The 22,322-nt window shown below is 64.3% G+C and carries 16 protein-coding genes and 3 pseudogenes; 4 read left to right on the top strand and 15 right to left on the bottom strand.

What is annotated here, in order from left to right; genetic code table 11:
* Positions 1-103: 103 nt before the first annotated feature.
* Positions 104-1,444, top strand: a pseudogene (gene tnpC, locus RCH06_RS16545) (IS66 family transposase); the annotation flags it as partial.
* A gap of 27 nt (positions 1,445-1,471) precedes the next feature.
* Here tnpC and RCH06_RS16540 read toward each other — a convergent pair.
* From RCH06_RS16540 to RCH06_RS16470, 15 genes are all read right to left on the bottom strand, one after another.
* Positions 1,472-1,984: a helix-turn-helix domain-containing protein gene (locus tag RCH06_RS16540; RefSeq protein ID WP_327082564.1), complete on the bottom strand. Its 513-nt coding sequence runs from the start codon at positions 1,982-1,984 to the stop codon at positions 1,472-1,474.
* Positions 1,981-2,238 carry a hypothetical protein gene (locus tag RCH06_RS16535; protein WP_327082563.1) on the bottom strand — a complete coding sequence of 86 codons (258 nt, stop codon included), beginning with the start codon at positions 2,236-2,238 and terminating at the stop codon, positions 1,981-1,983. Before RCH06_RS16535 ends, RCH06_RS16540 begins: the two co-directional genes overlap by 4 nt.
* Before the next feature lie 284 nt (positions 2,239-2,522).
* The gene (locus RCH06_RS16530) at positions 2,523-3,506 is read right to left on the bottom strand and encodes a tripartite tricarboxylate transporter substrate binding protein (protein ID WP_327082562.1); all 984 of its coding nucleotides are present in this window, start codon (positions 3,504-3,506) and stop codon (positions 2,523-2,525) included.
* Positions 3,507-3,562: 56 nt separating this feature from the next.
* Entirely contained in the window at positions 3,563-4,495 is a 933-nt protein-coding gene (locus tag RCH06_RS16525; RefSeq protein ID WP_327082561.1) for an electron transfer flavoprotein subunit alpha/FixB family protein, read from the bottom strand.
* A 119-nt stretch (positions 4,496-4,614) separates the two neighbouring features.
* Positions 4,615-5,364: an electron transfer flavoprotein subunit beta/FixA family protein gene (locus tag RCH06_RS16520; protein ID WP_327082560.1), complete on the bottom strand. Its 750-nt coding sequence runs from the start codon at positions 5,362-5,364 to the stop codon at positions 4,615-4,617.
* Between the two features lie 10 nt (positions 5,365-5,374).
* Positions 5,375-6,931 (bottom strand): class I adenylate-forming enzyme family protein, encoded by a 1,557-nt coding sequence (locus tag RCH06_RS16515; RefSeq protein WP_327082559.1) that lies wholly within the window; start codon positions 6,929-6,931, stop codon positions 5,375-5,377.
* A gap of 134 nt (positions 6,932-7,065) precedes the next feature.
* Positions 7,066-8,061, bottom strand: coding sequence for a Bug family tripartite tricarboxylate transporter substrate binding protein (locus tag RCH06_RS16510; protein ID WP_327082558.1), 996 nt, complete (start codon positions 8,059-8,061; stop codon positions 7,066-7,068).
* Positions 8,062-8,140: 79 nt separating this feature from the next.
* The gene (locus tag RCH06_RS16505; RefSeq protein ID WP_327082557.1) at positions 8,141-10,081 is read right to left on the bottom strand and encodes an acyl-CoA synthetase; all 1,941 of its coding nucleotides are present in this window, start codon (positions 10,079-10,081) and stop codon (positions 8,141-8,143) included.
* 73 nt (positions 10,082-10,154) lie between these two features.
* Entirely contained in the window at positions 10,155-11,153 is a 999-nt protein-coding gene (locus tag RCH06_RS16500) for a Bug family tripartite tricarboxylate transporter substrate binding protein (protein ID WP_327082556.1), read from the bottom strand.
* Positions 11,154-11,197: 44 nt separating this feature from the next.
* On the bottom strand, positions 11,198-12,406 hold the full coding sequence (locus RCH06_RS16495; protein ID WP_327082555.1) for a CaiB/BaiF CoA transferase family protein: 1,209 nt from the start codon (positions 12,404-12,406) through the stop codon (positions 11,198-11,200).
* 45 nt (positions 12,407-12,451) lie between these two features.
* The gene (locus RCH06_RS16490) at positions 12,452-13,264 is read right to left on the bottom strand and encodes an oxepin-CoA hydrolase, alternative type (RefSeq protein WP_327082554.1); all 813 of its coding nucleotides are present in this window, start codon (positions 13,262-13,264) and stop codon (positions 12,452-12,454) included.
* 4 nt (positions 13,265-13,268) lie between these two features.
* Positions 13,269-14,402, bottom strand: coding sequence for an acyl-CoA dehydrogenase family protein (locus tag RCH06_RS16485; RefSeq protein ID WP_327082553.1), 1,134 nt, complete (start codon positions 14,400-14,402; stop codon positions 13,269-13,271).
* A gap of 25 nt (positions 14,403-14,427) precedes the next feature.
* Positions 14,428-15,624 carry an acyl-CoA dehydrogenase family protein gene (locus tag RCH06_RS16480; protein ID WP_327082552.1) on the bottom strand — a complete coding sequence of 399 codons (1,197 nt, stop codon included), beginning with the start codon at positions 15,622-15,624 and terminating at the stop codon, positions 14,428-14,430.
* A 19-nt stretch (positions 15,625-15,643) separates the two neighbouring features.
* On the bottom strand, positions 15,644-16,831 hold the full coding sequence (locus RCH06_RS16475) for an acetyl-CoA C-acyltransferase (RefSeq protein ID WP_327082551.1): 1,188 nt from the start codon (positions 16,829-16,831) through the stop codon (positions 15,644-15,646).
* 24 nt (positions 16,832-16,855) lie between these two features.
* Positions 16,856-18,976: a 3-hydroxyacyl-CoA dehydrogenase NAD-binding domain-containing protein gene (locus RCH06_RS16470; protein WP_327082550.1), complete on the bottom strand. Its 2,121-nt coding sequence runs from the start codon at positions 18,974-18,976 to the stop codon at positions 16,856-16,858.
* Between the two features lie 117 nt (positions 18,977-19,093).
* Between RCH06_RS16470 and RCH06_RS16465 the strand changes: the two genes are divergently transcribed.
* From RCH06_RS16465 to RCH06_RS16450, 3 genes and pseudogenes are all read left to right on the top strand, one after another.
* The gene (locus RCH06_RS16465; RefSeq protein WP_327082549.1) at positions 19,094-20,014 is read left to right on the top strand and encodes a LysR family transcriptional regulator; all 921 of its coding nucleotides are present in this window, start codon (positions 19,094-19,096) and stop codon (positions 20,012-20,014) included.
* Between the two features lie 119 nt (positions 20,015-20,133).
* Positions 20,134-21,114, top strand: a pseudogene (locus tag RCH06_RS16460) (IS3 family transposase); the annotation flags it as partial.
* Positions 21,115-21,325: 211 nt separating this feature from the next.
* Positions 21,326-22,219, top strand: a pseudogene (locus RCH06_RS16450) (IS110 family transposase); the annotation flags it as partial.
* Positions 22,220-22,322 lie beyond the last annotated feature (103 nt).

Below are 22,322 nucleotides of genomic sequence, written 5' to 3'. Positions count from 1 at the left end.
CGTGCACCTCAACCCAAAAACCCCACAAATCAAGGAGCTTCAAAACACGCAAAAAGTAGCCTGACTCACTTCACTTCAGGCGACAACTTCCTTGACAGCCACCGAAACCCTTTATGCGGACATCGCTGCCATTGAGCTGGAATTGCAAGAGCTGGCACCCACGCCCCGGCTAGAGGCCCAGGCCGGCCAGCCTAAACGCACCCGGCTGCCGCCCGGGCTGGCCCGGGTGGAGATCACGCACGAGCCCGAGTCCACCGTCTGCACCACGCCGCGCTGCGGCTGCATGCTCAGGCGCATTGGGGAAGACATCAGCGAAAAGCTCGACTACACGCCCGGCGTGTTCACAGTGGAGCGCCACATCCGGGGCAAGTGGGTCTGCACCCAGTGTGAAACCTTGACCCAGGCGCCGGTGCCCGCCCACATCATCGACAAGGGCATCCCGACAGCCGGACTGCTGGCCCAGGTGCTGGTAGCCAAGTTTGCCGACCATTTGCCACTCTACCGCCAGGAGAAAATTTTCGGGCGCGCCGGGTTCGAGATTGCGCGCTCGACCCTGGCGCAGTGGGTGGGCTACTGCGGTGTGCAATTGCAGCCGCTGGCCGATGCCTTGAAAGAAGAAATCCTCACACACGGCGTGCTGCATGCCGACGAGACCCCCGTGCAGATGCTCAAGCCTGGCAATGGCAAGACGCACCGGGCCTACCTCTGGGCTTATGCGCCCGGGGCGTTTGAAGATATGAACGCGGTGGTCTACGACTTCTGCGAAACCCGCGCTGGCGAGCATGCCCGAGCCTTCCTGGGCGACTGGCGGGGCCGCCTGGTCTGTGACGATTACTCGGGCTACAAGGCCGGGTTTGCCAGTGGTCGCGTGATTGAAGTCGGGTGCCTGGCGCATGCCCGGCGCAAGTTCTTCGATCTGCACGTGGCCAACAAAAGCCAGGTTGCCCAAAGCGCGCTGCATCAGATTAACGCGGTCTATGAGATTGAGCGCGAGCTCAAGGACCTGACGCCAGACGAAAGGCAGCGTATCCGGCAAGTGCGCTCAAAACCGCTGCTCGATGCTTTGCATCGATGGCTGCTGCTGACCCGTCAGAAGATCACCGACGGCTCGGCCACGGCCAAAGCACTGGACTACAGCCTGAAACGCTGGACAGCGCTGACACGTTTCACAGGCGATGGGCGCCTGCCCGTGGACAACAACCACATCGAGAACCAGATCCGGCCGATTGCCATTGGCCGGAACAACTGGCTGTTCGCCGGTTCGCTGCGGACCGGCAAGCGTGCGGCTGCGGTGATGAGTCTGATCCAATCAGCCAAGCTGAATGGTCATGACCTCTACGCCTATTTGAAGGACGTGCTCACGCGTTTACCGACGCAGCGTGCCAGGCAGGTCGGGTTGTTGTTGCCCCATCGCTGGCAGCTTTCCCTAAAAACCCAAGGCTGACCTCCAACCATGACCGCTTGCCCGCAGTCAATATGGGTTCACCACACGCTTACGGTAAAAGTAGATGCCGCGCACCTCGGTGAGCAAATAGCTGATGTCCCAGCAATAAATCTGGTCGGGCCCGGTTGCCACCAGCGCGCGTGGCCAACTGCGTTTTTGCGCCACCTGCTCCAGGCGGCGGTGCGTCAACTGGCCGACTTCATGCAGCAGTCGGTACAGGGTCGACTCGCTGGCCACGTAGAGGCCCTGGTCAGCCAGGCGAGGCACAATCTGGCTTGGCGGCAGATCCTTGAGTTGCTCGCTGTTGAGTAACTCCAGCGCAGCTTGTCTCTCAGCCTCGCTGAGCTTGTTGGACAGCACGGTGATGCGGCGTTTGTCGCAGACCTTGAGGTCACCTTGCTGGTTGATAGGGTGCTTCCAGCGCTGAACGGTACGCGCGTCAAGCCCAATCAGGGCGCAGGCCTTTTGCAGACGTGCGCCGCTGTTGCACGAGTGCCGAATCAGCGTCAGCAGGGTCTGACGCTGTTGGTAACTGGTCATTTCTCCTCGTCCGCCCACAGGGCCTGGAACTTTTTTTGTAGCACCAGCAAGGCTGCGGCTTCGGCCAGCGCCTTCTCTTTTCGACGCAGTTCACGCTGCAACCCATCGTGCTTGACTTGCAATTCACGCAGCGCTGTCCTGGCTTCGCGCGATTCAGGCGCTGTGACACTGCAAAAAGCTTCACCCCAGGCCTTGAGCTGGTGCTCAAACAACCCCTTCTCCCGGCACCAGGCATGCAGCTGTGTGGGCGTCATGGCATGCGTCTGGTTTAGCGCAAGCAAGCGCTGGGCAGCGCCCCAAGATTGGGCCGGTAAGTCCTCAAGCAGTTGCGCTGCGGGGCCAGTGACTTCGTGCTTTCGATTGGACTTGCTGATCCATTTTCTCAAGGTGCCCACGGACATGTTCAATTCATTGGCAATGTCCTGCACGCTGCGCGTGCCTCGTTGCCTGGCTTTGCCCCTGGTATCAGGTTCTCACGCGAGCTTCAGGCGGCAGGCAGTTGTGTATAACGAAGTGGGGCAAAGGGCGCCTGGTGTCCTCATTCCGCAGTGACGCCTGCGTTTTTGATGACCTTGGCCCACTTCGCGGTTTCGGACGCGATAAAGGCGTCGCAAGCTTGCGGCGAAGTTCCTTCGGCAAAAGTGCCCATGGCCTCCAGCTTGGCCCGGGTTTCTTCGCTGCGGATGATGCGGTTGACCTCGTCCGACATGCGCTGCACTACCTCGCTTGGCGTTCCGGCGGGGGCAATCATGCCGGCCCAGGTGCTGCCGGTGAAACCCTTGAGGCCTTGCTCAATAAAGGTCGGCACATCCGGTGCTGCCGGCAGGCGTTTCTCACTGGCCACGCCGATCAGGCGCAGGCGGCCCATCTTGCCGGGCTGGATCAGGTTGGTGGGGGCGTCAAAGAACAGCTGGATATGTCCGCCCAGCAAATCGGTCAACGCAGGCGCCGCGCCCCGGTAGGGAATGTGAACCATGTAGGTGTTGGTGACGGCCTTGAACAACTCGCTGGTCAGGTGCGCGGCCGACCCGTTGCCTGATGAGCCAAAACTGACCTTGCCGGGGTTGGCCTTGGCGTAAGCCACCAGTTCGGTGGCGTTCTTGAACGGTGCATTGTTCGGCACGGCCGCCAGCAGCGGGGACACGCCCAGCAGGGACACTCCGACCAGGTCCTTGGCCGGGTTGTATGGCAGCTTGGGGTACAACGTGGTGTTGGCCGCATAGGCGGCAATCACAACGCCGAAGGTGTGCCCGTCCGGGGCGGCCTTGGCCACGGCGTTGACGCCGATGATGCTGTTGGCGCCCGGCATGTTCTCGACAATCACGGGCTGACCGAGCCGGCCTTGCAAACCCACCTGCACCAGGCGTGCCATCTGATCGGTAAAACCGCCGGCCGTGTACGGCACGATGAGGCGGATCGGGCGGCTCGGCCAGGCCGGCTGGGCCATGGACGGCAGTGCGGCGCTCGCCAGGCCGGCGCTGGCAGCTTGAATGAGGGTGCGGCGTGAAAGAAAATTGGACATGGTTGTCTCCTGTCTTATGGTTAATTTAATTGCTAAAACCGCTAGGACGAATCGCCCTACAGCGCAGCGACCAGTTCCGGCACGGCGGTGAACAGGTCGGCTTCCAGGCCGTAGTCAGCCACACCAAAAATAGGTGCTTCGGCATCCTTGTTGATCGCCACGATGACCTTGGAGTCCTTCATGCCGGCCAAATGCTGGATGGCGCCTGAAATGCCGATGGCGACGTAGAGCTGCGGCGCGACGATCTTGCCAGTCTGGCCTACTTGCCAGTCGTTCGGGGCGTAACCGGCGTCCACTGCGGCGCGCGAAGCACCCAGTGCCGCGCCCAGCTTGTCGGCCAGCGGCTCCAGCACTTCATGGAATTTCTCGTTTGAGCCCAGTGCCCGGCCACCGGAGACGATGATCTTGGCGGCGGTCAGTTCAGGCCGGTCGCTCTTGGCGATTTCGGCGCTGACGAAGCTGGACTTGCCGCTGTCGGCCACACCGCTCACGGTTTCAACGCTGGCCGAGCCGCCGGTAGCCGCAGCGGCATCAAAGCCGGTCGTGCGCACGGTGATGACTTTGACGGCGTCCAGGCTTTGCACGATGGCAATGGCGTTGCCGGCGTAGATCGGACGCTCGAAGGTGTCAGCCGCATCGACCTTGGTAATGTCGGAAATCTGGCCGACATCCAGCAATGCCGCCACGCGCGGAGCGATGTTCTTGCCTGAAGCGGTGGCTGGAAACAGGATGTGTGAATACGCGCTGGCCATGCCAATCACCTGCGCGGCCATGTTTTCAGCCAGGCCGTGGGCGAAGTGTTCGCCTTCGACGTGGATGACTTTGGAAACACCGGCTATTTTGGAGGCAGCTTCGGCAGCAGCCTGGGCGTTGTGGCCGGCAACAAGCACATGCACGTCGCCGCCACACTGGCTGGCAGCGGTGACGGTGTTGAGGGTGGCGGGCCGGATGCTCGCGTTGTCGTGTTCTGCAATTACAAGAGAGGTCATTGAGGTCTCCGTCATTCCCGCGAAGGCGGGAAGCTAGGGGGTTTTCTGGGGAAGCTGGATTCCCGCCTGCGCGGGAATGACAACCGTTTTGCTGCGAGTCGGGTGGTTTGCGCCTGGCGTCAAATCACTTTGGCTTCGTTCCTGAGCTTGTCCACCAGCGCGGCCACATCAGCCACCTTGATGCCGGCGCTGCGCTTGGGCGGCTCGCTGACCTTCAAGGTCTTGATACGCGGGGCGACATCCACGCCCAGGTCAGCCGGCTTGACGTTGTCAAGCTGCTTTTTCTTGGCTTTCATGATGTTCGGGAGCGTGACGTAGCGCGGCTCGTTCAGGCGCAGATCGGTCGTGACGATGGCGGGCAGCGTCAAGGAAAGGGTTTCAGAGCCGCCATCAACTTCACGCGTGACGTTGACTTTGCCCTCAAGCACTTCGACTTTGGACGCAAAAGTCGCCTGGCCCCAGCCCAGCAAGGCCGCCAGCATCTGGCCGGTCTGGTTGCAGTCGTCGTCGATGGCTTGCTTGCCCAGGATCACGAGTTGCGGTTGCTCTTTGTCGACCAGTGCCTTGAGCAGCTTGGCGACGGCCAGCGGCTGCAATTCTTCTGCGGTTTCAACCAGGATGGCGCGGTCAGCACCAATCGCCATGGCGGTGCGAAGGGTTTCCTGGCACTGCAGCACGCCGCAGGACACGGCGATCACTTCAGTCGCCACGCCTTTTTCTCTCAAGCGCACGGCTTCTTCGATAGCGATCTCGTCGAACGGATTCATGCTCATCTTGACGTTGGCGATGTCGACACCGCTGCCATCTGACTTGACGCGGACTTTGACGTTGTAGTCGACGACGCGCTTGACGGGGACAATGATTTTCATGGTTTCCTTTTTATGATAAGGCTGGAATGTTCAGATGCAGCATACGCAGTTCGCGCTTGAGCACTTTGCCAATCGCGCTGCGGGGCAACTCGTCGATGAAATACAGCGCTGCAAGGCGCTGCGTCTTTCCGGCGCTGGCGTTATACCAGGCCATGATCTGCGCGGCCTCATCGCAAGCGCCAGACCGGCGCCGCACAAAGGCGACCGGCGTTTCACCCCACTGTTCGGAGGGCACGCCCGTTACCGCCACATCCTCGACGGCCGGATGCTGGCGCAGCACGGCCTCCAGGTCGGACGGGTAGATGTTGAAGCCGCCGCTGATGATCATGTCCTTGCGGCGGTCCAGCAGCGTGAGGAATCCCTCGGCATCAAAGCGCCCCACGTCACCGGTGCGGATGAAACGCTTGCCCGCGGCGTCAAACCATTCGGCCTCGCGCGTCAAGCCGGGCTGGCGGTGGTAGCCCGTCATCATGCCGGGTGAATGCCCGACCACCTCACCAACCGCGCCCGGGGGCAGTTCGAGGCCGGCTTCGTCGATCAGCCGCATGTCGCTGGTGGCGGCGGGCTGGCCTACGGTGTGCAGTTTGTCGGGGTGCTCGTGCGCGACCAGGATGCAGGTGCCGCCGCCTTCGGTCATGCCGTAGAACTCGACCAGGCCGCCCGGCCAGCGCGCCAGCACATCTGCCTTGAGCGCAGCGTTGAACGGTGCGCTGGTGCAGAACTTGAACCGGAACGCCGACAGGTCGTGCGCGCCGAACTGCGGCAGCGCCATGATGCGCTGGTACTGGACTGGCACCAGCATGGTGTGTGTCGCACGGTGCTGCTCGGCCAGCTGAAGGTAGTGCGCCGCATCGAATTTGGGCATCAGCTGCACGCAGCCACCAAAGCCCAGCGTGGGAAAGAACACCACCAGCGTGGTGTTCGAGTAGAGCGGCGTGGCCAGCAGCGTCCTGCCTTCAGGGCTGTAGCCGTAGGCACCGCCCCGCTGCACATGCGCCCAGCGCATGCCGTGCGACTGCACGATGCCCTTGGGCGTGCCCGTGGTGCCCGACGAATAGATGATGTTGAACGGTGCTTCCGGCGCCAAGTCGACCGGTTGCGGCTGCGCGCCTTCGGCGGCGAGCCAGTCTTCGAAGCGAATGCCCTCCGACGCGCCGTCCAGCCAGACGCAATGGGTCGTTGCCAGGCTTGGCGGCACCAGGCCTTGCGCTGCGCTGTCAAGGAACAGCCACTGCGCCCCGGCGTCATGCAGCATCGACGCCAGACTTTCCCGGTTGGCCGAGGGGGCCAGAGGCGCCACCACCACCCCGGCCCGCAGCGCCCCGAGGAACAGCGCGGCGTAATGTACCGATGAATGGGCGCAAATCGCAATGCTTTCCCCGGGCAGCACGCCGTCGCGCTGCAATGCTGCGGCGACGCGGTCCATGAGGGCGTCAAGCTCTGCGTAGCTCAGCTCAAGCTGGTCGTCACGCAGGGCAGGCCGTTGCGGCTGGCGCTGGGCATGCTCGCGAATCAGCGCTGCGACGGTGCGAAAAGTCGCATCAGGCGATGTCGTGATGGGGTTCATGAAAGCGTCCGGAAAATTGCGATTAAGTGAATGAGGGCCATTGTTAGGTCATCAAAAATGATAGCTGCTTGTGCCCTATAGATAAGCGCTAGAGGCCTTTTTTATCATTTTTTATCCGAAAAGTGGATGCCCGCTCACTCCAGCTTGGCGCCAGACTGCTTGATCAGGCGCTCCCAGACCGGGAGTTCCAGCTTGTAGGCGGCGGCAAAAGCCTCGGGCGAGCTGTCCTTGATCTCAAAGCCCATGGCGGCGACACGCGCCTGCACATCGGGTTGCTGCGTTGCTTTGCGCACCTCGTCGGCGATGCGCTGCACCACGGCCCGGGGTGTGCCGGCCGGCGCTGCGATGGCCAGCCAGCCGGTCACGCGATAGGCCTCGTCCTTCAGGCCCTGCTCGACCAGTGTGGGCACGTTGGGCAGGGTGGCCATGCGGCGCTCGCCGGTGACGCCGATGACCCTGATTCTTCCGGATTCGATATGCGGCTTGGCCTGCAGGGCGCTGGCGTAGGCCATCTGGATCTGGCCACCGAGCAGCTCCTGCATCATCGGTGCTTCCCCTTTATAGGCGATATGGTTCATGTCGGCCTGCTGCGTCAGGCTCATGTGCGCGCCGGCAAGGTGCGGATAGGAGCCCACGCCGTAAGACCCGTAGGCCAGCTTGCCCTTGTTCGCCGCCATGTATTTCAGCAGCTCGGAGCCGGTCCTGGCCGGCACGCTCGGGTGGACCATCAGCACCACCGGCGCCATGGCGATCTGGTAGACCAGCGTCAGGTCGCGCTGCGTGCTGTAGGGCAGCTTGTCGTAGAGAAACTGGTTGGTGAGCAGCGAGTTGCTCAGCGACAGCACCAGCGTGTGCCCGTCCGCAGGCGCCTTGGCCACCACGTCCGTGCCGATGATGCCTGCCGCGCCGGACTTGTTGTCGATGATGATGGGCTGGCCCAGGCCCACGGCCATTTTTTCGCCCAGGATGCGCGCCAGCACGTCGGTCGCGCCGCCGGCAGCAAAGGGCACCACCATCCTGATCGGCTTGGTGGGGTAGACCTGGGCCTGGGCGGTGGCGCTCACGCACAGCGTGACGACCGAGGCCGCGGCCCCGAGCAGGGCGCGTCGGTTCAGAAAATACGGGTTCATGGTGTGTCTCCTTGTCGTTTTTAAATAGTAAAAATAGTTCAAGTCGCGCAGACTTGCACGGCCAGGGCGGTGAACGCGGTTACAAAAAAATCACCTGCGCCTTGACCGGCAGGCGCTCCAGCACCTGCTGCAATTGCGTCTGCAACTGTGCAGCCAGGGGACCCGCCGCAGCCGCATCGATGACGACCCTGAGCGCGTTGTCGCCGTCGGCCTGCACCTGCGGCCGCTGGGCGCCAGTCAGGCCCAGCGCGGCGCAGGCCTGGTCTACCAGCGCCTGGGCCACCCGGCACGCGGCCAGCGTTCGAAGCGCCGGCTTGTAGATCTTGCCGACGTTGGTCATCGGCATGCTTTCGATGATGAGCACCGACCTGGGCCGGGCCGGCGCTTCGTCGACCCGCGCGCAGGTGAACGCGAGCAGCTCTTCCTCGCTGGCCGTGGCACCCGGCACCAGCTGGGCAAAGATCACCGGCAACTCACCCGCATAGGCGTCGGGCGCACCGATTGCGGCGCACAGCTGCACGGCCGGATGGGCGCCCAGCGCGTCCTCGATCACTTTGGGGTCGATGTTGTGGCCGCTGCGGATGATCAAATCCTTGGACCGGCCGCTCAGGTTGAGTCGGCCCTCGGCATCGATCCAGCCCAGGTCGCCGGTGGCAAGCCAGCCGTCGGCGGTGAATGCCCTGGCCGTGTCCGCCGCATCCAGAAAGCCCGAAAACAGGTTGGGCGACTTGAACAGCACCATGCCCTGCTCGCCGGGGGGCAGGTCGCGGTTGCTGGCGTCGCCGTGTTCATCGAGCGCGACGATGCGCAGTTGCGAATAGGGCAGCCGAAAGCCGACGCAGCCCGCCGGCCCTTCTACGCCCGGCGGCGTGATCGTGGAGATGCCGGCCATCTCGGTCATTCCCAGGCTTTCGTGGACATGCATGCCGAACAGGCGCTTGAAGCGCGCCGCCAGCTCGGGCGCAAGCACGGCGGCGCCGGTGCGGCAATATTTAATGGACGAAATATCGGCGCCAGCCAGCCGCACATTGGCCAGCGCCGCCAGCACGGTAGGCACGGCGGACAGCGAGGTCGGTCGGTACTTTTCCACCAGCCGCCAGTAGTTGGCCAGCACCGCCTTGTTGCGCAGCAACGCCGGCGTCGGAATGATGACCTCGACGCCGGCCGACAGGGAGGCCAGCGAAGCCGGCAGCACGCCGGCGACGTGGAACAGCGGATAGCCGTTGATGGTGATGTCGGTGTCGCGCAGGCCCTGCAGCTTTACGCTGGCCCAGGCCGTGAAGACCTGCGCGCCATGGCTGTGGCGCGCCAGCTTGGGCGCGCCGGTGGTGCCGCCGGTGTGGAAATAGGCGGCGATGTCGCCGGGCCCGATGTCGCGGCCGCTCGTCAACCGGTCGGCCGGCTCCCGCGCGCGCAGGGCGTTGAAGTCCGCCACGCCCTCGGGCAGGGCTGCGGCACTGCCCGCCGCCTCGTCATAGGGCGCCACGCGCAGCACCGTGGTGAGCGTGGGGACCTGGCCGCGCAGGCGCATGGCCTTGGACCAGATGCCCGACTCCTCGTCCGAGCCATAGGCGATCAGCACCCTGGCCCCGGCCACCGTCATCAGCGCGGCCAGCTTGTCGTCGCTGAGCAGCGGGTTCAGCGGCTGCACGATGCCGGCCGCCTCCCCGCCCCAGAGGGCGAGGTGGTATTCCAGGCAGCCCGGCAGCAGGACCGCCACGGCGTCGTCCGGCCCCAGGCCCAGCCTGTGCAGCAGGTTGGCCGTCTGGTGAATGCCGGCCAGCAGTTCGGCGTACGACCAGCGGATCGGCGCATCGGCCGGGTCGGCCGAGCGCAGGAAAGTCAGCGCCGTCTTGCTGCCGAAGGCGGCTCCCGCATTGCGGAAAATTTCATAGGTGCTGGGAACCGTCAGGGCCTCGTGCAGCGGCACGGCTTCGAGCCGATGGATGTCCGCGAGGCTGCGAATCGGGAACGAAGGGCTGAACGGCGGGGCGGCCGGGGTATCTTGCGTGAAGCTCATGAACATGTTTCCTGGAGAGTTTGGCGGTTCATCTGCCGGCTTGCCGCCTGACGGCGTCTATGGGCGCTGTTGCTTATTGGTTCGTGATGCCCTTGTCGCGGATCACCTTGCCCCACTTGGTGTAATCCTGCTGCACGCGGGTGGCCATCTGGCTGGCGGTCTGGTAGTTGGCAATGGCGCCGGCGTTGAGCAGCTTGTCCTGCGTGTCTTTTTCGGCCAGGATGACCTTGACTTCTGCACTGATGCGCTCGACCACGTCCTTGGGCGTGCCCGCAGGGGCCATCAGGCCACCCCAGGACACGGCATCAAAGCCCTTGAAGCCCTGCTCGGCAATCGTCTTGACATCGGGGATCACGCCCACGCGCTGGGGCGAACCCACGGCAATGGCGCGCAGGCTGCCCGACTGGATGTGTGGCAAGGCGGCCACCAGGTCGGCGTACATCATGGGCACCTGGCCGCCCAAGGTGTCGGTAATGGCCGGCACGCCGCCCCGGTAAGGCACATGCTGCATGTCGAACTGGCCCATCTGCTTGAGCAGCTCCATGCTCAGGTGGCCAAAGCTGCCGACGCCTGAACTGGTGTAGTTGAGGCGGCCGGGCTGCGCCTTGGCATGGGTCACGAGCTTTTGCAGGTCGGTCACGGTGGGCATCAGCGACGGGTTGACGACGACGACGATAGGCAGGTCGTACACCGTGGCAATTGAGGTGAAGTCCTTCACGCTGTCGTAGCCCGTGGTCTTGTACAGGTGCGGTGCCAGCAGGGTCGGCGTGGCCAGCATCATGAGGGTGTAGCCGTCAGCCGGTGACTTGGCCACCATCGCTGCCGCAATCGCCCCTGATGCGCCGGCCTTGTTCTCGACGATGACGGGCTGCTTCAGGCGCAACGCCAGCTTCTGGCCGACGATGCGCGAAGCGGTGTCGGTCGGGCCGCCGGCCGGGAAGGGGACGATCAGCTTGATGGTCTTGCTGGGCCAGGCCTGCGCGAAGGCGCTGCCTGCAAGCATGGGCAGGGCCAGTGCCAGCAGGACGCGGCGGGTTGGGCCTGAGAGCTTGAAAGAATGGGGTTTGGACATGGGGTCTCCTGAATGGATTTAAAAAATGGAACGCGGTGGCTTTTTCAGAGCACGCCACGGGCCTTGAGCTCGGCCAGGCGCTCGTCGTCCAGGCCCAGCAGGTTTGAGAGAACGTCGCGGGTGCCTTCTCCCAGCTCGGGCGGTGCGCGGCGCACCGGCAAGCGCTCGCCATCGAGCCGGTAGGGCGGCGCCATCACGTGCGTGCTGCCGGCCACCGGATGGGGCTGCTCGGTCACCAGCCCGCCGCGCACGGCGCGCTCTGAGGTCAGGGCTTCATAGAGGCCCAGCACTTCGCCGCAGGGAATGCCGGCGGCCTTGAGGCGTTGCAGCAGCAACTGGCGCGAGCGGCAGCCCAGCTCACGCAGGATCTCGGACATCAGGGCCTCGCGGTGGGTGCCGCGGTCCAGGTTGGTCTTGAAGCGGGCGTCTTCGGCCAGGTCGGGGCGGTCAATCACCTCGCGGCAAAAGCGCTCAAACTGGGCGTTGTTGCCCACGGTGATGACCAGCGGGCCGTCTTCGGCGTCGAACACGCCGTAGGGCACGATGGACGGATGCGCATTGCCGTAGCGCGGCGGGTCTTTTTGCATCAGCATGGCTTCCAGCCCATAGTAGGCCGTGATCATGAGGCCGCAGTCGAACAGCGCCATCTCGACATGGCGGCCGCGCCCGGTCTTTTGGCGCTGGAACAAGGCCGCCAGGATGGCCTGGGCCGAATACATGCCGGTGAACATGTCCACCGCCGCCACGCCGAACTTCAGCGGCGGCTGGTCGGCCTCGCCGTTGATCGCCATCAGGCCGGCCTCGCCCTGCACCACCAGGTCGTAGCCGGGGCGCGCGGCCTCGGGCCCGCTGCGGTCATAGCCGGTGATCGAGCAGTAGACGATGTCGGGCCGCACGGCCTTGATCTGCTCGTAACCCAGGCCCATCTTCTCGGCGCCGCCGAACTTGAAGTTCTGGATCACCACGTCGCACTGCCGCGCCAGGTCCAGCACGATCTGCACCGCCTCGGGCTTTTGCAGGTCCAGCGTGATGGACCGCTTGTTGCGGTTCATGCTGTTGAAATAGGCGGTTTCGGTGTTGCCCACGCGCAAGCCCCAGTCGCGCGTGTCGTCGCCGCGGCCAGGGTGCTCGACCTTGATGACCTCGGCGCCAAAGTCGCCCAGCACCATGCCGCACATGGGACCGGCCAGCACGCGGGAAAGGTCGAGGACGCGGATGCCTGCGAGCGGCAGCGAAGAATTGATGTCTGACATGAAGGCTCCAATTTCAAAATATTCCGGAACGCCGGTGGTGTTCCCTCAAAGGGTGGGCGGTCCTGATTTGGTGCGCAGGGCGACAAAGTCGGCGCTGCGCTTTTCCAGAAAGGCGGCAATGCCCTCGGCGGCCTCGTCGTCGCCCTGGGCCTGCACCATGAACTGCGCTTCGCGCTCCAGCTGTTCCTCCAGCGTCGCCTGGGGCGCGCTGCGGCACAGGGACTTGATGCCGGCCATGGCCCGCAGCGGGCCACCCGCCACGCCAGCCGCCAGGGCCAGGGCCTGCGCCAGCGCGTCGCCCGGCTCGGCCAGGCGGTTGACGGCGCCCAGGGCGTGCAGGCGCTCGCCAGTGAAGCGGTCGCCGCTCAGGCACAACTCGGTCAGCACCTGGCGCGATACAAACTCGGCCAGGAAGGCGGTGGCGCCGCCGTCGGGCGTCAGGCCCACCTTCACGTAGGCCACTGAAAAAACGGCGTTTCGCGCGCTCACCAGCATGTCGCAGGCCAGTGCAATCGACAGCCCTGCGCCGGCGGCCGCGCCTTCCACGGCGGCGATCACGGGCTTGGCGCAATCCCGAATCGTGCGAATCAGGTTGTGCAGGCCTTCCAGGTGCGCGCGCCGCTCGGGCAGCGTCAACGCGCGCCTTCGCGACAGCTGGCGCAAGTCGCCGCCCGAGCAAAACATGCCGTCCACCCCGGTCAGCACGATGGCGCCGACCTGCGGGTCGGCCTGTGCCTCGGCCAGCGCTTGCGTCAGGGCGACGTAGAACGCGGGCGACAGCGCATTGCGCGCCGCCGGGTTGTTGTTCAGCAGCACCAGCACAGCACCTTCGCGGCGCGACAGCAGCGGCCCGTTCATGGCATTACGCGTGGCCCAGCGCGATGAAGCGCGCCAGGTGGTGGTCTTCGTCGCCGAGCTGGTGGTCGATCATGACCAGGCGCTTGGCGTAGTGAGGCATGGGCAGCTCCCAGGTCATGCCGATGCCGCCGTGCAGCTGGATGCATTCTTCGGCCACCAGCGTGCCGATGCGGCCGATGCTGTACTTGGCCGCCGACAGGGCGCGCTCGCGCGTGCTGCGGTCGGCCTGCAGCGCGGCCGCGGCGTTGATCACGGCCGATCGGGCCTGCTCTATCTCCAGCAACACATCGGCCATGCGGTGCTGCAGCGCCTGAAAGCTGCCGATGGGCTTGCCGAACTGCTTGCGCGTTTGCAGGTACTCGATCGTCTGCTTCTTGGCCACTTCCATCGCGCCCAGGGACTCGGCGCACAGCGCCAGGATGCCGCGGCCCACGGCATGCTCCAGCGTGGCCAGGCCCTGGCCTTCGGCACCCAGCAGGGCCGAGGCGGGCACGCGCACTTGTTTGAAGGTGATTTCAGCGGCGCGGGTGCCGTCGATGTTAGGGTAGGCGCGCAGACTGACTCCGGCCGTGTCGGCGGGCACCACGAACAGCGAGATGCCGTCTTCGCTGTCTAAAGCGCCGCTAGTGCGGGCAGACACGATCACGGTCTGCGCCTGGTCGCCCAGGGCCACCACCGCCTTGGCACCGTCGATCACATAGTGGTCGCCGTCGCGGACGACTCGGGTGCTGACGCGGTGGAGCACGTAATGCGAGTCGGCCTCTTCATGGGCCAGCGTGGCAATCTGGCTGCCGTCGATGAGGCTGGCCAGCAGCGCTTGCTGGGCATCGTTGCCGGCGTGGGCCAGGGCGCTGCCCGCCAGCACGGCGCTGGCCAGGAAGGGTTCCACCACCAGGCCGCGGCCCAGCGATTCGAACACCACGGCGATGTCAAAGCCATCGCCGCCAAAGCCGCCCTGCGCTTCAGTAAACAGGGCGCCGATCACGCCCAGCTCGGCGAATTTGGCCCATTGCACGGGGCTGTAACCGAGCTTGGATTTGCTGATCTTGTGACGGGTCTCGAGGCTGTACTGCTCGGCCAGATAGCGGTCGAGCGAATCCGCCAGCATCCGGCGGTCTTCAGTGTGGTTGAAGTTCATGGTTGTGGTCCTCGCCAGTCGATGCTTACAGGCCCAGGATCATCTTGGAGATGATGTTCTTCTGGATTTCATTGGAGCCGCCGAAGATCGACAGCTTGCGGTTGTTGAAGTACTGGGCCGAGGCCGAGGCCGCCTCCTGCGGCCCCACACTGGGCTGGTCGTAGCCTTCCTGCAGCGCTTCCTCGATGAAGGGCAGGGCGTACGGGCCCATGGCGCGGCGGGTCAGGGCGGTCAGTTCCTGACGGATCTCGGTGCCGCGGATCTTGAGCATGGAGCTCTCGGCCCCCGGTACGCCGCCGCCTGCCACGGCCGTGATCACGCGCATGTTGGTGGTCTTCATGTTTTCCAGGTCGATCTCGACCCGGGCCAGGCGGGCCGCGAACAGCAGGTCCCGCGCCAGGGGCTGGCCGTTCTTCTGAGTCCTGGCCGCGATCACCTTGAGGCGCGCCAGCGCGGCATCGGAAAAGCCCACGCCCGCGATATTGGTGCGCTCGTAGGTCAGCAGGTACTTGGCACAGGTCCAGCCTTTGTTCTCTTGGCCCACCAGGTTGCCTGCCGGCACCTTCACGTCGGTAAAGAAGACCTCGTTGACCTCGTGCTCGCCATCCAGCGTGATGATGGGGCGCACGTCCACGCCAGGCGTGGCCATGTCGATGAGCAGGAAGCTGATGCCTTCTTGCGGCTTGACGTCGCGGTCCGTGCGCACCAGGCAAAAGATCATGTTGGCGTGCTGGCCCAGGGTAGTCCAGGTCTTTTGGCCATTGACGATGTAGTGGTCGCCGTTGCGCGCAGCGGTGGTCTTGACCGAGGCCAGGTCAGAGCCGGCGCCCGGCTCGGAGTAGCCCTGGCACCACCAGTCGGCACCGCTGAGGATGCGCGGCAACCAGTGCTGCTTTTGGGCTTCGCTGCCGTACTTGATCAGCACCGGGCCCAGCATGTTGACACCGAACGGAATGGTGCGGGGGGCATAAGCCAAGGCGCACTCGTGTTCGAAGATGAATTTCTGCACGGCGTTCCAGCCCGGTCCGCCATACTGCTCGGGCCAGTGGCTGGCCAGCCAGCCCTGGGCATTGAGCAGCGCATGCCACGCTTGCAGATCGGCCTTGCCCAGGTGCTTGCCTTCGCGCACCTTGGCGGTCAGCCGGGCCGGCACCTGGTCGGTCAGGAAGCGCTGCACGTCGGCGCGGAACGCCTGTTCTTGGGGGGTAAAACTCAGGTCCATGACGATATCCCAGTCTCTTTTAGAAAATTTCAAACAGGCCGGCGGCACCCATGCCGCCAGCAATGCACATGGTCACGACCGCATATCTGGCCTTGCGGCGACGGCCTTCCAGCAGCACATGGCCGACCAGGCGCGCGCCGGTCATGCCGAACGGGTGGCCGATCGACACGGCGCCGCCATTGACGTTCAGGCGCTCGTCGGGGATGCCCAGCGTTTGCTGGCAGTAGATAGCCTGCGAGGCAAAGGCTTCATTGAGCTCCCACAGATCGATGTCGTCAACCCGCAAGCCATGGCGGGCCAGCAGCTTGGGCACGGCGAAGACGGGGCCGATGCCCATTTCGTCAGGCTCGCAGCCGGCCACGGCCATGCCGCGAAATGCCCCTAGGGGTTGCAGACCCAGGCGGGCGGCTTCCCGGGCTTCCATCAGCACGCAGGCCGAGGCGCCGTCGGACAGTTGCGAGGCGTTGCCTGCGGTGATGAACTGGCCGGCGCCGCGCACGGGCGACAGCTTGGCCAGGGACTCATAGGTGGTGCTGGCGCGGTTGCAGGTGTCGTGGTCAATCGTCACGTCCTGGTGCGAGACTTCCTGGGTTTCCTTGTTCGTGACGGCCATGGTGGTGGTCACGGAAATGATTTCGTCCTTGTAGCGGCCTGCCGCCTGTGCTTCGGCGGTTTTACGCTGGCTCTCGACCGAGAAGCGGTCTTGCGCCTCGCGGCTGATGCCGTAGCGACTGGCCACGATGTCGGCGGTCTCGATCATCGCCATGTACAACTCGGGTTTGTGCGCGTTGATCCAGGGATCGATGCCACTGTCGACGCCGCTGCCTTCGCTGCGGCGGATGCCCGAGATGCTTTCCACGCCGCCGGCAATCATGGCCGGGGCACCATCCACGATGATGCGGCTGGCGGCCATGGCCACCGCCTGCAGGCCCGAGGCGCAAAAGCGGCTGACCGTGGCGCCCGCAATGCTCAGCGGCAGGCCGGCGCGGATCACGCTGGCGCGCGCGATGTTGCGCCCGGAACGCCCTTCGGAATAGCCGCAGCCGAGGATGGCATCCTCGATCAGGCCGGGGTCTATGCCGGCGCGCTCGACGGCGGCCTTGACGGCGAACGAGGCCAGGGTGGCACCACTGACGCTGTTGAACTCGCCCCGGTGGGACTTGGCCAGGGGGGTGCGGGCGGTGGATACGATGACGGCTTCACGCATGGTGGGGTCTCCTGAAAATGAAAATCACGGTTTGTTGAGGCTGTCGAAGTTCCGGCCTTCTTCAATCAGCTTGAGCAGCAGCGGGGCGGGTTGCCAGAACAGTGGGTCTTCCTGGGCGAAGGCCTGGATGTCGGCCAGGATGGTGGGCAGGCCGACCGTGTCGGCGTACTTCATGGGTCCGCCGCGAAAGCGCGGGAAGCCGTAGCCATGCACCAGCGTCACGTCCACATCCAGCGGGCGCAGGGCGATGCCCTCGGCCACCACCCTGGCGCCCTCGTTGACCATGGCGGCCAGGTAGCGGCGCATGATGTCCTGGTTGCTGAAGCCGCGCGGCGTGGTGCCGGCGCGCTGGCGCTCGGCGTCGATGATCGCCAGCACCTCGTCATCCGGCGTGCCGGTGCGCGCGCCTTCGGGATACAGGTAGTAGCCCCGGCCGGTCTTCTGGCCAAACCAGCCGCGCTCGCAGAGTCGGTCGGCAATCTGCACGTAGCGCGCTTCGGGGTCGCGCGTGGCGGCCTTGCGCTTGCGCGTGGCCCAGCCGATGTCGCCCCCGGCCAGGTCGGCCACCTGGAACGGCCCCATGGGGTAGCCGAATTCGCGCGCGGCGGCGTCGATCTGGTAGGGCGAGGCGCCATCCTCCAGCAAGTGGTCGGCGGTGGCGCGGTACACAGCCAGCATGCGGTTGCCGATGAAGCCGTCGCACACGCCGGCGCGTACCGGCACTTTCTTGAGCTTTTTCGCCAGGTCAAACGCGGTGGCCACCACGTCGGCGCTGACCTGGGCGGGCACCACGATCTCCAGCAGCTTCATGATGTGGGCCGGCGAAAAGAAGTGCAGGCCCACCACGTCTTGCGGGCGCGACACGCTGGCCGCAATTTCATCGATGTCGAGGTAGGAGGTGTTGGTGGCCAGCACGGCGCCGGGCTTGCACACCCGGTCCAGTTCGGCAAACACCGCCTTCTTGGCGCCCATTTCCTCAAACACGGCCTCGATCACCAGGTCCGCCTGTGCCAGCGCGTCGTACGAGGTGCTGCCGCTGAAGCGGGCCAGCACGGCGGCCCGGGCCCCGGGTGTCATGCGGCCCTTGGCCACGAGACCGTCGTACACCTTCTCGACGTTGGCACGGCCACGGGCAAGGGAGGCGTCGTCGCGCTCGACCATGATCACGGGCAGACCTGCGTTCAGCACGGCCACGGCAATGCCGGCGCCCATGGTGCCGCCACCGATCACGCCGACGCTGTCGATAGCGCGCGGTGTGGCCTTGCGCGTCTCGGGCGACTTGGCCACCTCGCGTTCGGCAAAGAAGGCATGGATCAGGCCGGCGCGCTGCGGGCTGTCCAGGCACTGCAGGAACAGCTGGCGCTCCAGCGCCACGGCCTCGTCAAAAGGCAGGTCCAGCGCACCCTGCACGGCTTCGATGATCTTGAGCGGCGAGAACAGACCGGGCGTCCTTTTGGCCGTGTCGACCTTCAGCGCGTCCAGTGCGGCTTGGCTGGCAGGTTTGTCGGCCAGGGCTGCAGCCGCAGCACGGGTGGGGCGCACACTGGCTCCGCTGGCGACAAGCTCATTGGCATAAGCCAGGCCCGCAGCCAGCACGTCGTTACCTTCACCCAGCCGGTCGATCAGGCCAACAGCCAGGGCTTCCCCGGCCTCCAGGTGGCGCCCGCTAAGCATCATTTCCAGCGCAGGCTTCACGCCCATCAGGCGCGGTGCGCGCTGGGTACCACCAGCGCCGGGCAGCAGGCCCAGCAGCACTTCGGGCAGGCCCAGCCGGGCATCCGGCATGGCCAGCCGGTAGTGCGACGACAGGGCCACTTCCAGCCCGCCGCCCAGCGCCGGGCCGTGGATCGCCACCACCACCGGCTTGCGGCAGGCTTCAAGGCGGCTGCACACCTCGGGCAGCGAAGGTGCCATGGGCGGCTTGCCAAATTCACGAATGTCCGCCCCGGCGATGAAGGCCCGGCCCGCGCCCACGATCAACACCGCAGCCACGCTGTCATCGGCGTCCGCCTCTTGCACGGCGGCCAGCAGGCCACGGCGCACATCCACGCTGAGCGCGTTGACAGGAGGGTGGTTGATGGTCACCAGCAGCACGCGGCCTAGGCGTGTGGTGGTGACCACGGAAGGGGTGGCTTCAGTGTTCATGCGCTTGTCTCCAGTTTCATTGAATGAAAATTTGTTCAACGCATTGTGATTGTGCAAAACTGTCTTGACAATGGCATAAACAATTGACAGACTGTCAAATATTTTTATACAAAATTTATGGATCTCGCTTCGCTAACCTTGTTAGTCGACATCATCGACGCCGGCAATTTGAGCCAGGCCGCTCGCAAGCTCAAGATGACGCGCGCCAACGTCAGCTACCACCTCAAGCAGCTCGAAAAGTCTGTGGGCGTGCAACTGGTGCGCCGCACCACCCGCCGCGTCGAGCCCACCGAAGTCGGCCTGCGCTTGTACGCCCATGGCCGCAGCATCCAGAACGAAATGCAGGCCGCGCGCGAAACCATCACCACGCTGGGCCAGGGCCTGCAAGGGCGCGTGGGCTTAAGCGTGCCCAGCGGCTATGGGGAGATGGTGATGTCCGACTGGCTGATCGAGTTCAAGCGCCAGTATCCCGGCATCGTGCTGGACGTGCTGTTTGAAAACCGGGCCGACAACCTGCGCGACGAAGTGGACATTTCCATTCGCGTGATGCCCGAGCCACCGCCCGCCTTGGTCGCGCGTGAGCTGGGCAGCGTGCGTTATCTGGCCTGCGCCTCACGCGCGTTTGCGCAGCAGCATGGCCTGCCCACCGGGCTGGAGCAGTTGCGCACCACGCCGCTGATCACCTCCGGCGTGGTGGGCCAGCAGCTGCGCCTGCGCGCCTACCGGGGCGACGAACGCCACGAGGTCACGCTGGAGCCCACGCTGATTTCCGAGCACTTTCCGTTCCTGCGCCAGGGTATCCTGGCGGGCCTGGGTCTGGGCCTGGTGCCCGACTATGTGGTGATGGACGCAATTGAGTCCGGCGAGGTATTGACCACCCTGGATGACTATCGCCTGAGTATTTTCGGCACGCGCATGTACCTGCTGTACATGCCCAACCGGCATCAGACGCGCGCCGTGCGCACCTGCATTGAGTTTTTGCTGGACAAGGCACGGACAAAAATTGATCATCGTGAGGACAGCTTGGTACCTCTTTAGTTGACAGGCTCTTTGCAACTTGATTCAATTTCCCGCTTGTTTCTTTCGTGGGCAAGTGACCTTGCCCCCAGAAAACGTATCCCTTGCCGAGTGGTTCAATTCAGACAAGGAAAACGCAAATGACGAAAACCTCAAGGGCGCGCTACACGCTCGAATTCAAACAAGAAGCAGTCCGGCTGGTGGATAACGGCCAAAGCATCGCGGCGGCAGCGCGCACGCTGGGCGTGGTCGATCAGACGCTGTTCAACTGGCTCAAAGCCCACAAGCAAGGCGAACTCACGGGCGCTGACAGCCAAGCCCTTTAGTGCCGAGCAGATTGCAGAATCAGCCGTCTGCGAGCCGAACTGGCGCGTGTGAAGATGGAGCGTGATATTTTGCGAAAAGCGACGGCGTACTTCGCGAAAGCTCAGCGTTGAAGTACGCCTTTATCCAGCGCCACCGGTGCGTGTGGCCCATCTCGGTGCAATGCCGCGTATTGCAGGTCAGCGTGGCCGGCTATCACGATCACTTGGTGCGCCGCACCAGCAGGGCATCGTGTCGCCATCTGAGTGATGAGGCCTTGCTGGTCCACATCAAAGCCATCCATGTTCAGAGCCGAGGCGCCTATGGCTGGCCGCGCATCTGGCGAGAACTGCTGGCGCGCGGCATCCGCGTAGGCAAGCAGCGAGTGCAACAGTTGATGCAGCGCCATGGTGTTCGCGCCAAGGGCAAGCGCCGCTTCAAGGTCACCACTGACAGCAATCACCCGTTACCCATCGCACCAAATTTGCTTGATCGGCAGTTCACGGTAGCCGCGCCGGATCGGGTCTGGGTGGGCGACATCACCTACATCGCCACCGACGAGGGCTGGCTGTTCCTGGCCGTGGTGATCGACCTGTTCAGCCGCCAGGTGGTGGGCTGGTCGCTGCGGGACGACATGACGTCAAGCATCGTCATTGACGCCTTGCGCATGGCCTGGTTCAGGCGCCACCCGGGTCAGCACGCCGGCTTGATGTTTCACAGCGATCGGGGCAGCCAGTACGCCAGCGCGGACTTCAGGGCAGCCCTCAAGGAGTACGGCATCCTTGCATCCATGATGCCGACACGGCAACTGTTGGGATACTCAATCTAAGATCAATTCGAGCACTGCTTTCTGTCTGACCCGTGCTGGGATTGGCGTCTTGCCTTTGTATTGACCTGTCGGTCGATCGCAGTGTTCATTCCGGCAATGCCGGGCCGGCTGCGAGTGACCTGATAGGAGCTTTGTCCTGCACCTTGAGTGTCCTGTCCTTCGGTCTTTTTCGGCGACGCCACCTTTATCAAGGAGTTCGCATGGAACAGATCTTCAGTGAGGCCGAGGTCATTCTCGGCGTCGACACCCACCTTGATGTGCATGTCGGTGCCGTCATCGATCAGGTGGGCCGCGTCAAAGGCACACACTCGATCCCAACCAATACGAGGGGATATGAAGAGTTGATCGGTTGGACGCAATAGTTTTGCAATCTTAAACGTGCGGGCATTGAAGGGACCGCGTCTTACGGCGCCGGACTGACACGCTTCCTGCAAGCCAAGGGCATCACGGTCATTGAGGTCAACCGCCCAAACCGCATGCGTCGACGCAGCCGGGGAAAAAGCGATCCGACGGACGCTGAGAGCGCCGCTCGCGCTGTCCTGGCCGAGGATGCCAACAGCGTACCCAAAGCGCAAAGCGGCCTGGCCGAAGCGCTGCGCATGCTGAACGTGGCTCGCCGCAGTGCAGTCAAGGGCTGGGCCCAGGCTGTCAACCAGCTTCGCGCGCTGCTCGTGAGTGCGCCGCAATCCATCAGGGAAGCGGCGCTCAAGGAAAAACCCGAGCAGTGCATCGCTGCTTGTATGGAGCTGGACTGTGGCGATGAGAAGAACCCTGTCATGGCCAGCCTCAAAACGACGCTTCGGTTGTTGGCCAGGCGATGGAGTGCTTTGCACGGGGAACTCAAGGAACTGGACCAGCACCTCTCTCGTCTGACCAAAATGGCTGCGCCCAGGCTGCTGGAGCGCTTTGGGGTGGGACCCCAGACTGCAGCGACGTTGCTCATCACAGCAGGCGACAACCCGATGCGACTACGCAACGAAGCTGCCCTGGCCGCCCTGTGCGGCGTCAGTCCCCTGCAGGCATCTTCCGGAAAAACCAACCGTCACCGGCTCAACCGCGGCGGCGACAGGCAGGCGAACAATGCCCTGTGGACCGGTGGCCATCAAGGAAGTTGTCGCCTGAAGTGAAGTGAGTCAGGCTACTTTTTGCGTGTTTTGAAGCTCCTTGATTTGTGGGGTTTTTGGGTTGAGGTGCACG

It is taken from the genome of Polaromonas sp. CG_9.5, from assembly GCF_035984465.1.
Taxonomy (GTDB): Bacteria; Pseudomonadota; Gammaproteobacteria; order Burkholderiales; family Burkholderiaceae_C; genus Polaromonas.
Note: the sequence above shows the minus strand (reverse complement) of the source record. Positions and strands in the feature narration are given on the sequence as shown.

Bases quoted from the DNA above. Each gene is read 5' to 3' on its own strand.
- RCH06_RS16540 (WP_327082564.1), bottom strand. From the start codon at position 1,984: ATGACCAGTTACCAACAGCGTCAGACCCTGCTGACGCTGATTCGGCAC.
- RCH06_RS16535 (WP_327082563.1), bottom strand. From the start codon at position 2,238: ATGACGCCCACACAGCTGCATGCCTGGTGCCGGGAGAAGGGGTTGTTT.
- RCH06_RS16530 (WP_327082562.1), bottom strand. From the start codon at position 3,506: ATGTCCAATTTTCTTTCACGCCGCACCCTCATTCAAGCTGCCAGCGCC.
- RCH06_RS16525 (WP_327082561.1), bottom strand. From the start codon at position 4,495: ATGACCTCTCTTGTAATTGCAGAACACGACAACGCGAGCATCCGGCCC.
- RCH06_RS16520 (WP_327082560.1), bottom strand. From the start codon at position 5,364: ATGAAAATCATTGTCCCCGTCAAGCGCGTCGTCGACTACAACGTCAAA.
- RCH06_RS16515 (WP_327082559.1), bottom strand. From the start codon at position 6,931: ATGAACCCCATCACGACATCGCCTGATGCGACTTTTCGCACCGTCGCA.
- RCH06_RS16510 (WP_327082558.1), bottom strand. From the start codon at position 8,061: ATGAACCCGTATTTTCTGAACCGACGCGCCCTGCTCGGGGCCGCGGCC.
- RCH06_RS16505 (WP_327082557.1), bottom strand. From the start codon at position 10,081: ATGAGCTTCACGCAAGATACCCCGGCCGCCCCGCCGTTCAGCCCTTCG.
- RCH06_RS16500 (WP_327082556.1), bottom strand. From the start codon at position 11,153: ATGTCCAAACCCCATTCTTTCAAGCTCTCAGGCCCAACCCGCCGCGTC.
- RCH06_RS16495 (WP_327082555.1), bottom strand. From the start codon at position 12,406: ATGTCAGACATCAATTCTTCGCTGCCGCTCGCAGGCATCCGCGTCCTC.
- RCH06_RS16490 (WP_327082554.1), bottom strand. From the start codon at position 13,264: ATGAACGGGCCGCTGCTGTCGCGCCGCGAAGGTGCTGTGCTGGTGCTG.
- RCH06_RS16485 (WP_327082553.1), bottom strand. From the start codon at position 14,402: ATGAACTTCAACCACACTGAAGACCGCCGGATGCTGGCGGATTCGCTC.
- RCH06_RS16480 (WP_327082552.1), bottom strand. From the start codon at position 15,624: ATGGACCTGAGTTTTACCCCCCAAGAACAGGCGTTCCGCGCCGACGTG.
- RCH06_RS16475 (WP_327082551.1), bottom strand. From the start codon at position 16,831: ATGCGTGAAGCCGTCATCGTATCCACCGCCCGCACCCCCCTGGCCAAG.
- RCH06_RS16470 (WP_327082550.1), bottom strand. From the start codon at position 18,976: ATGAACACTGAAGCCACCCCTTCCGTGGTCACCACCACACGCCTAGGC.
- RCH06_RS16465 (WP_327082549.1), top strand. From the start codon at position 19,094: ATGGATCTCGCTTCGCTAACCTTGTTAGTCGACATCATCGACGCCGGC.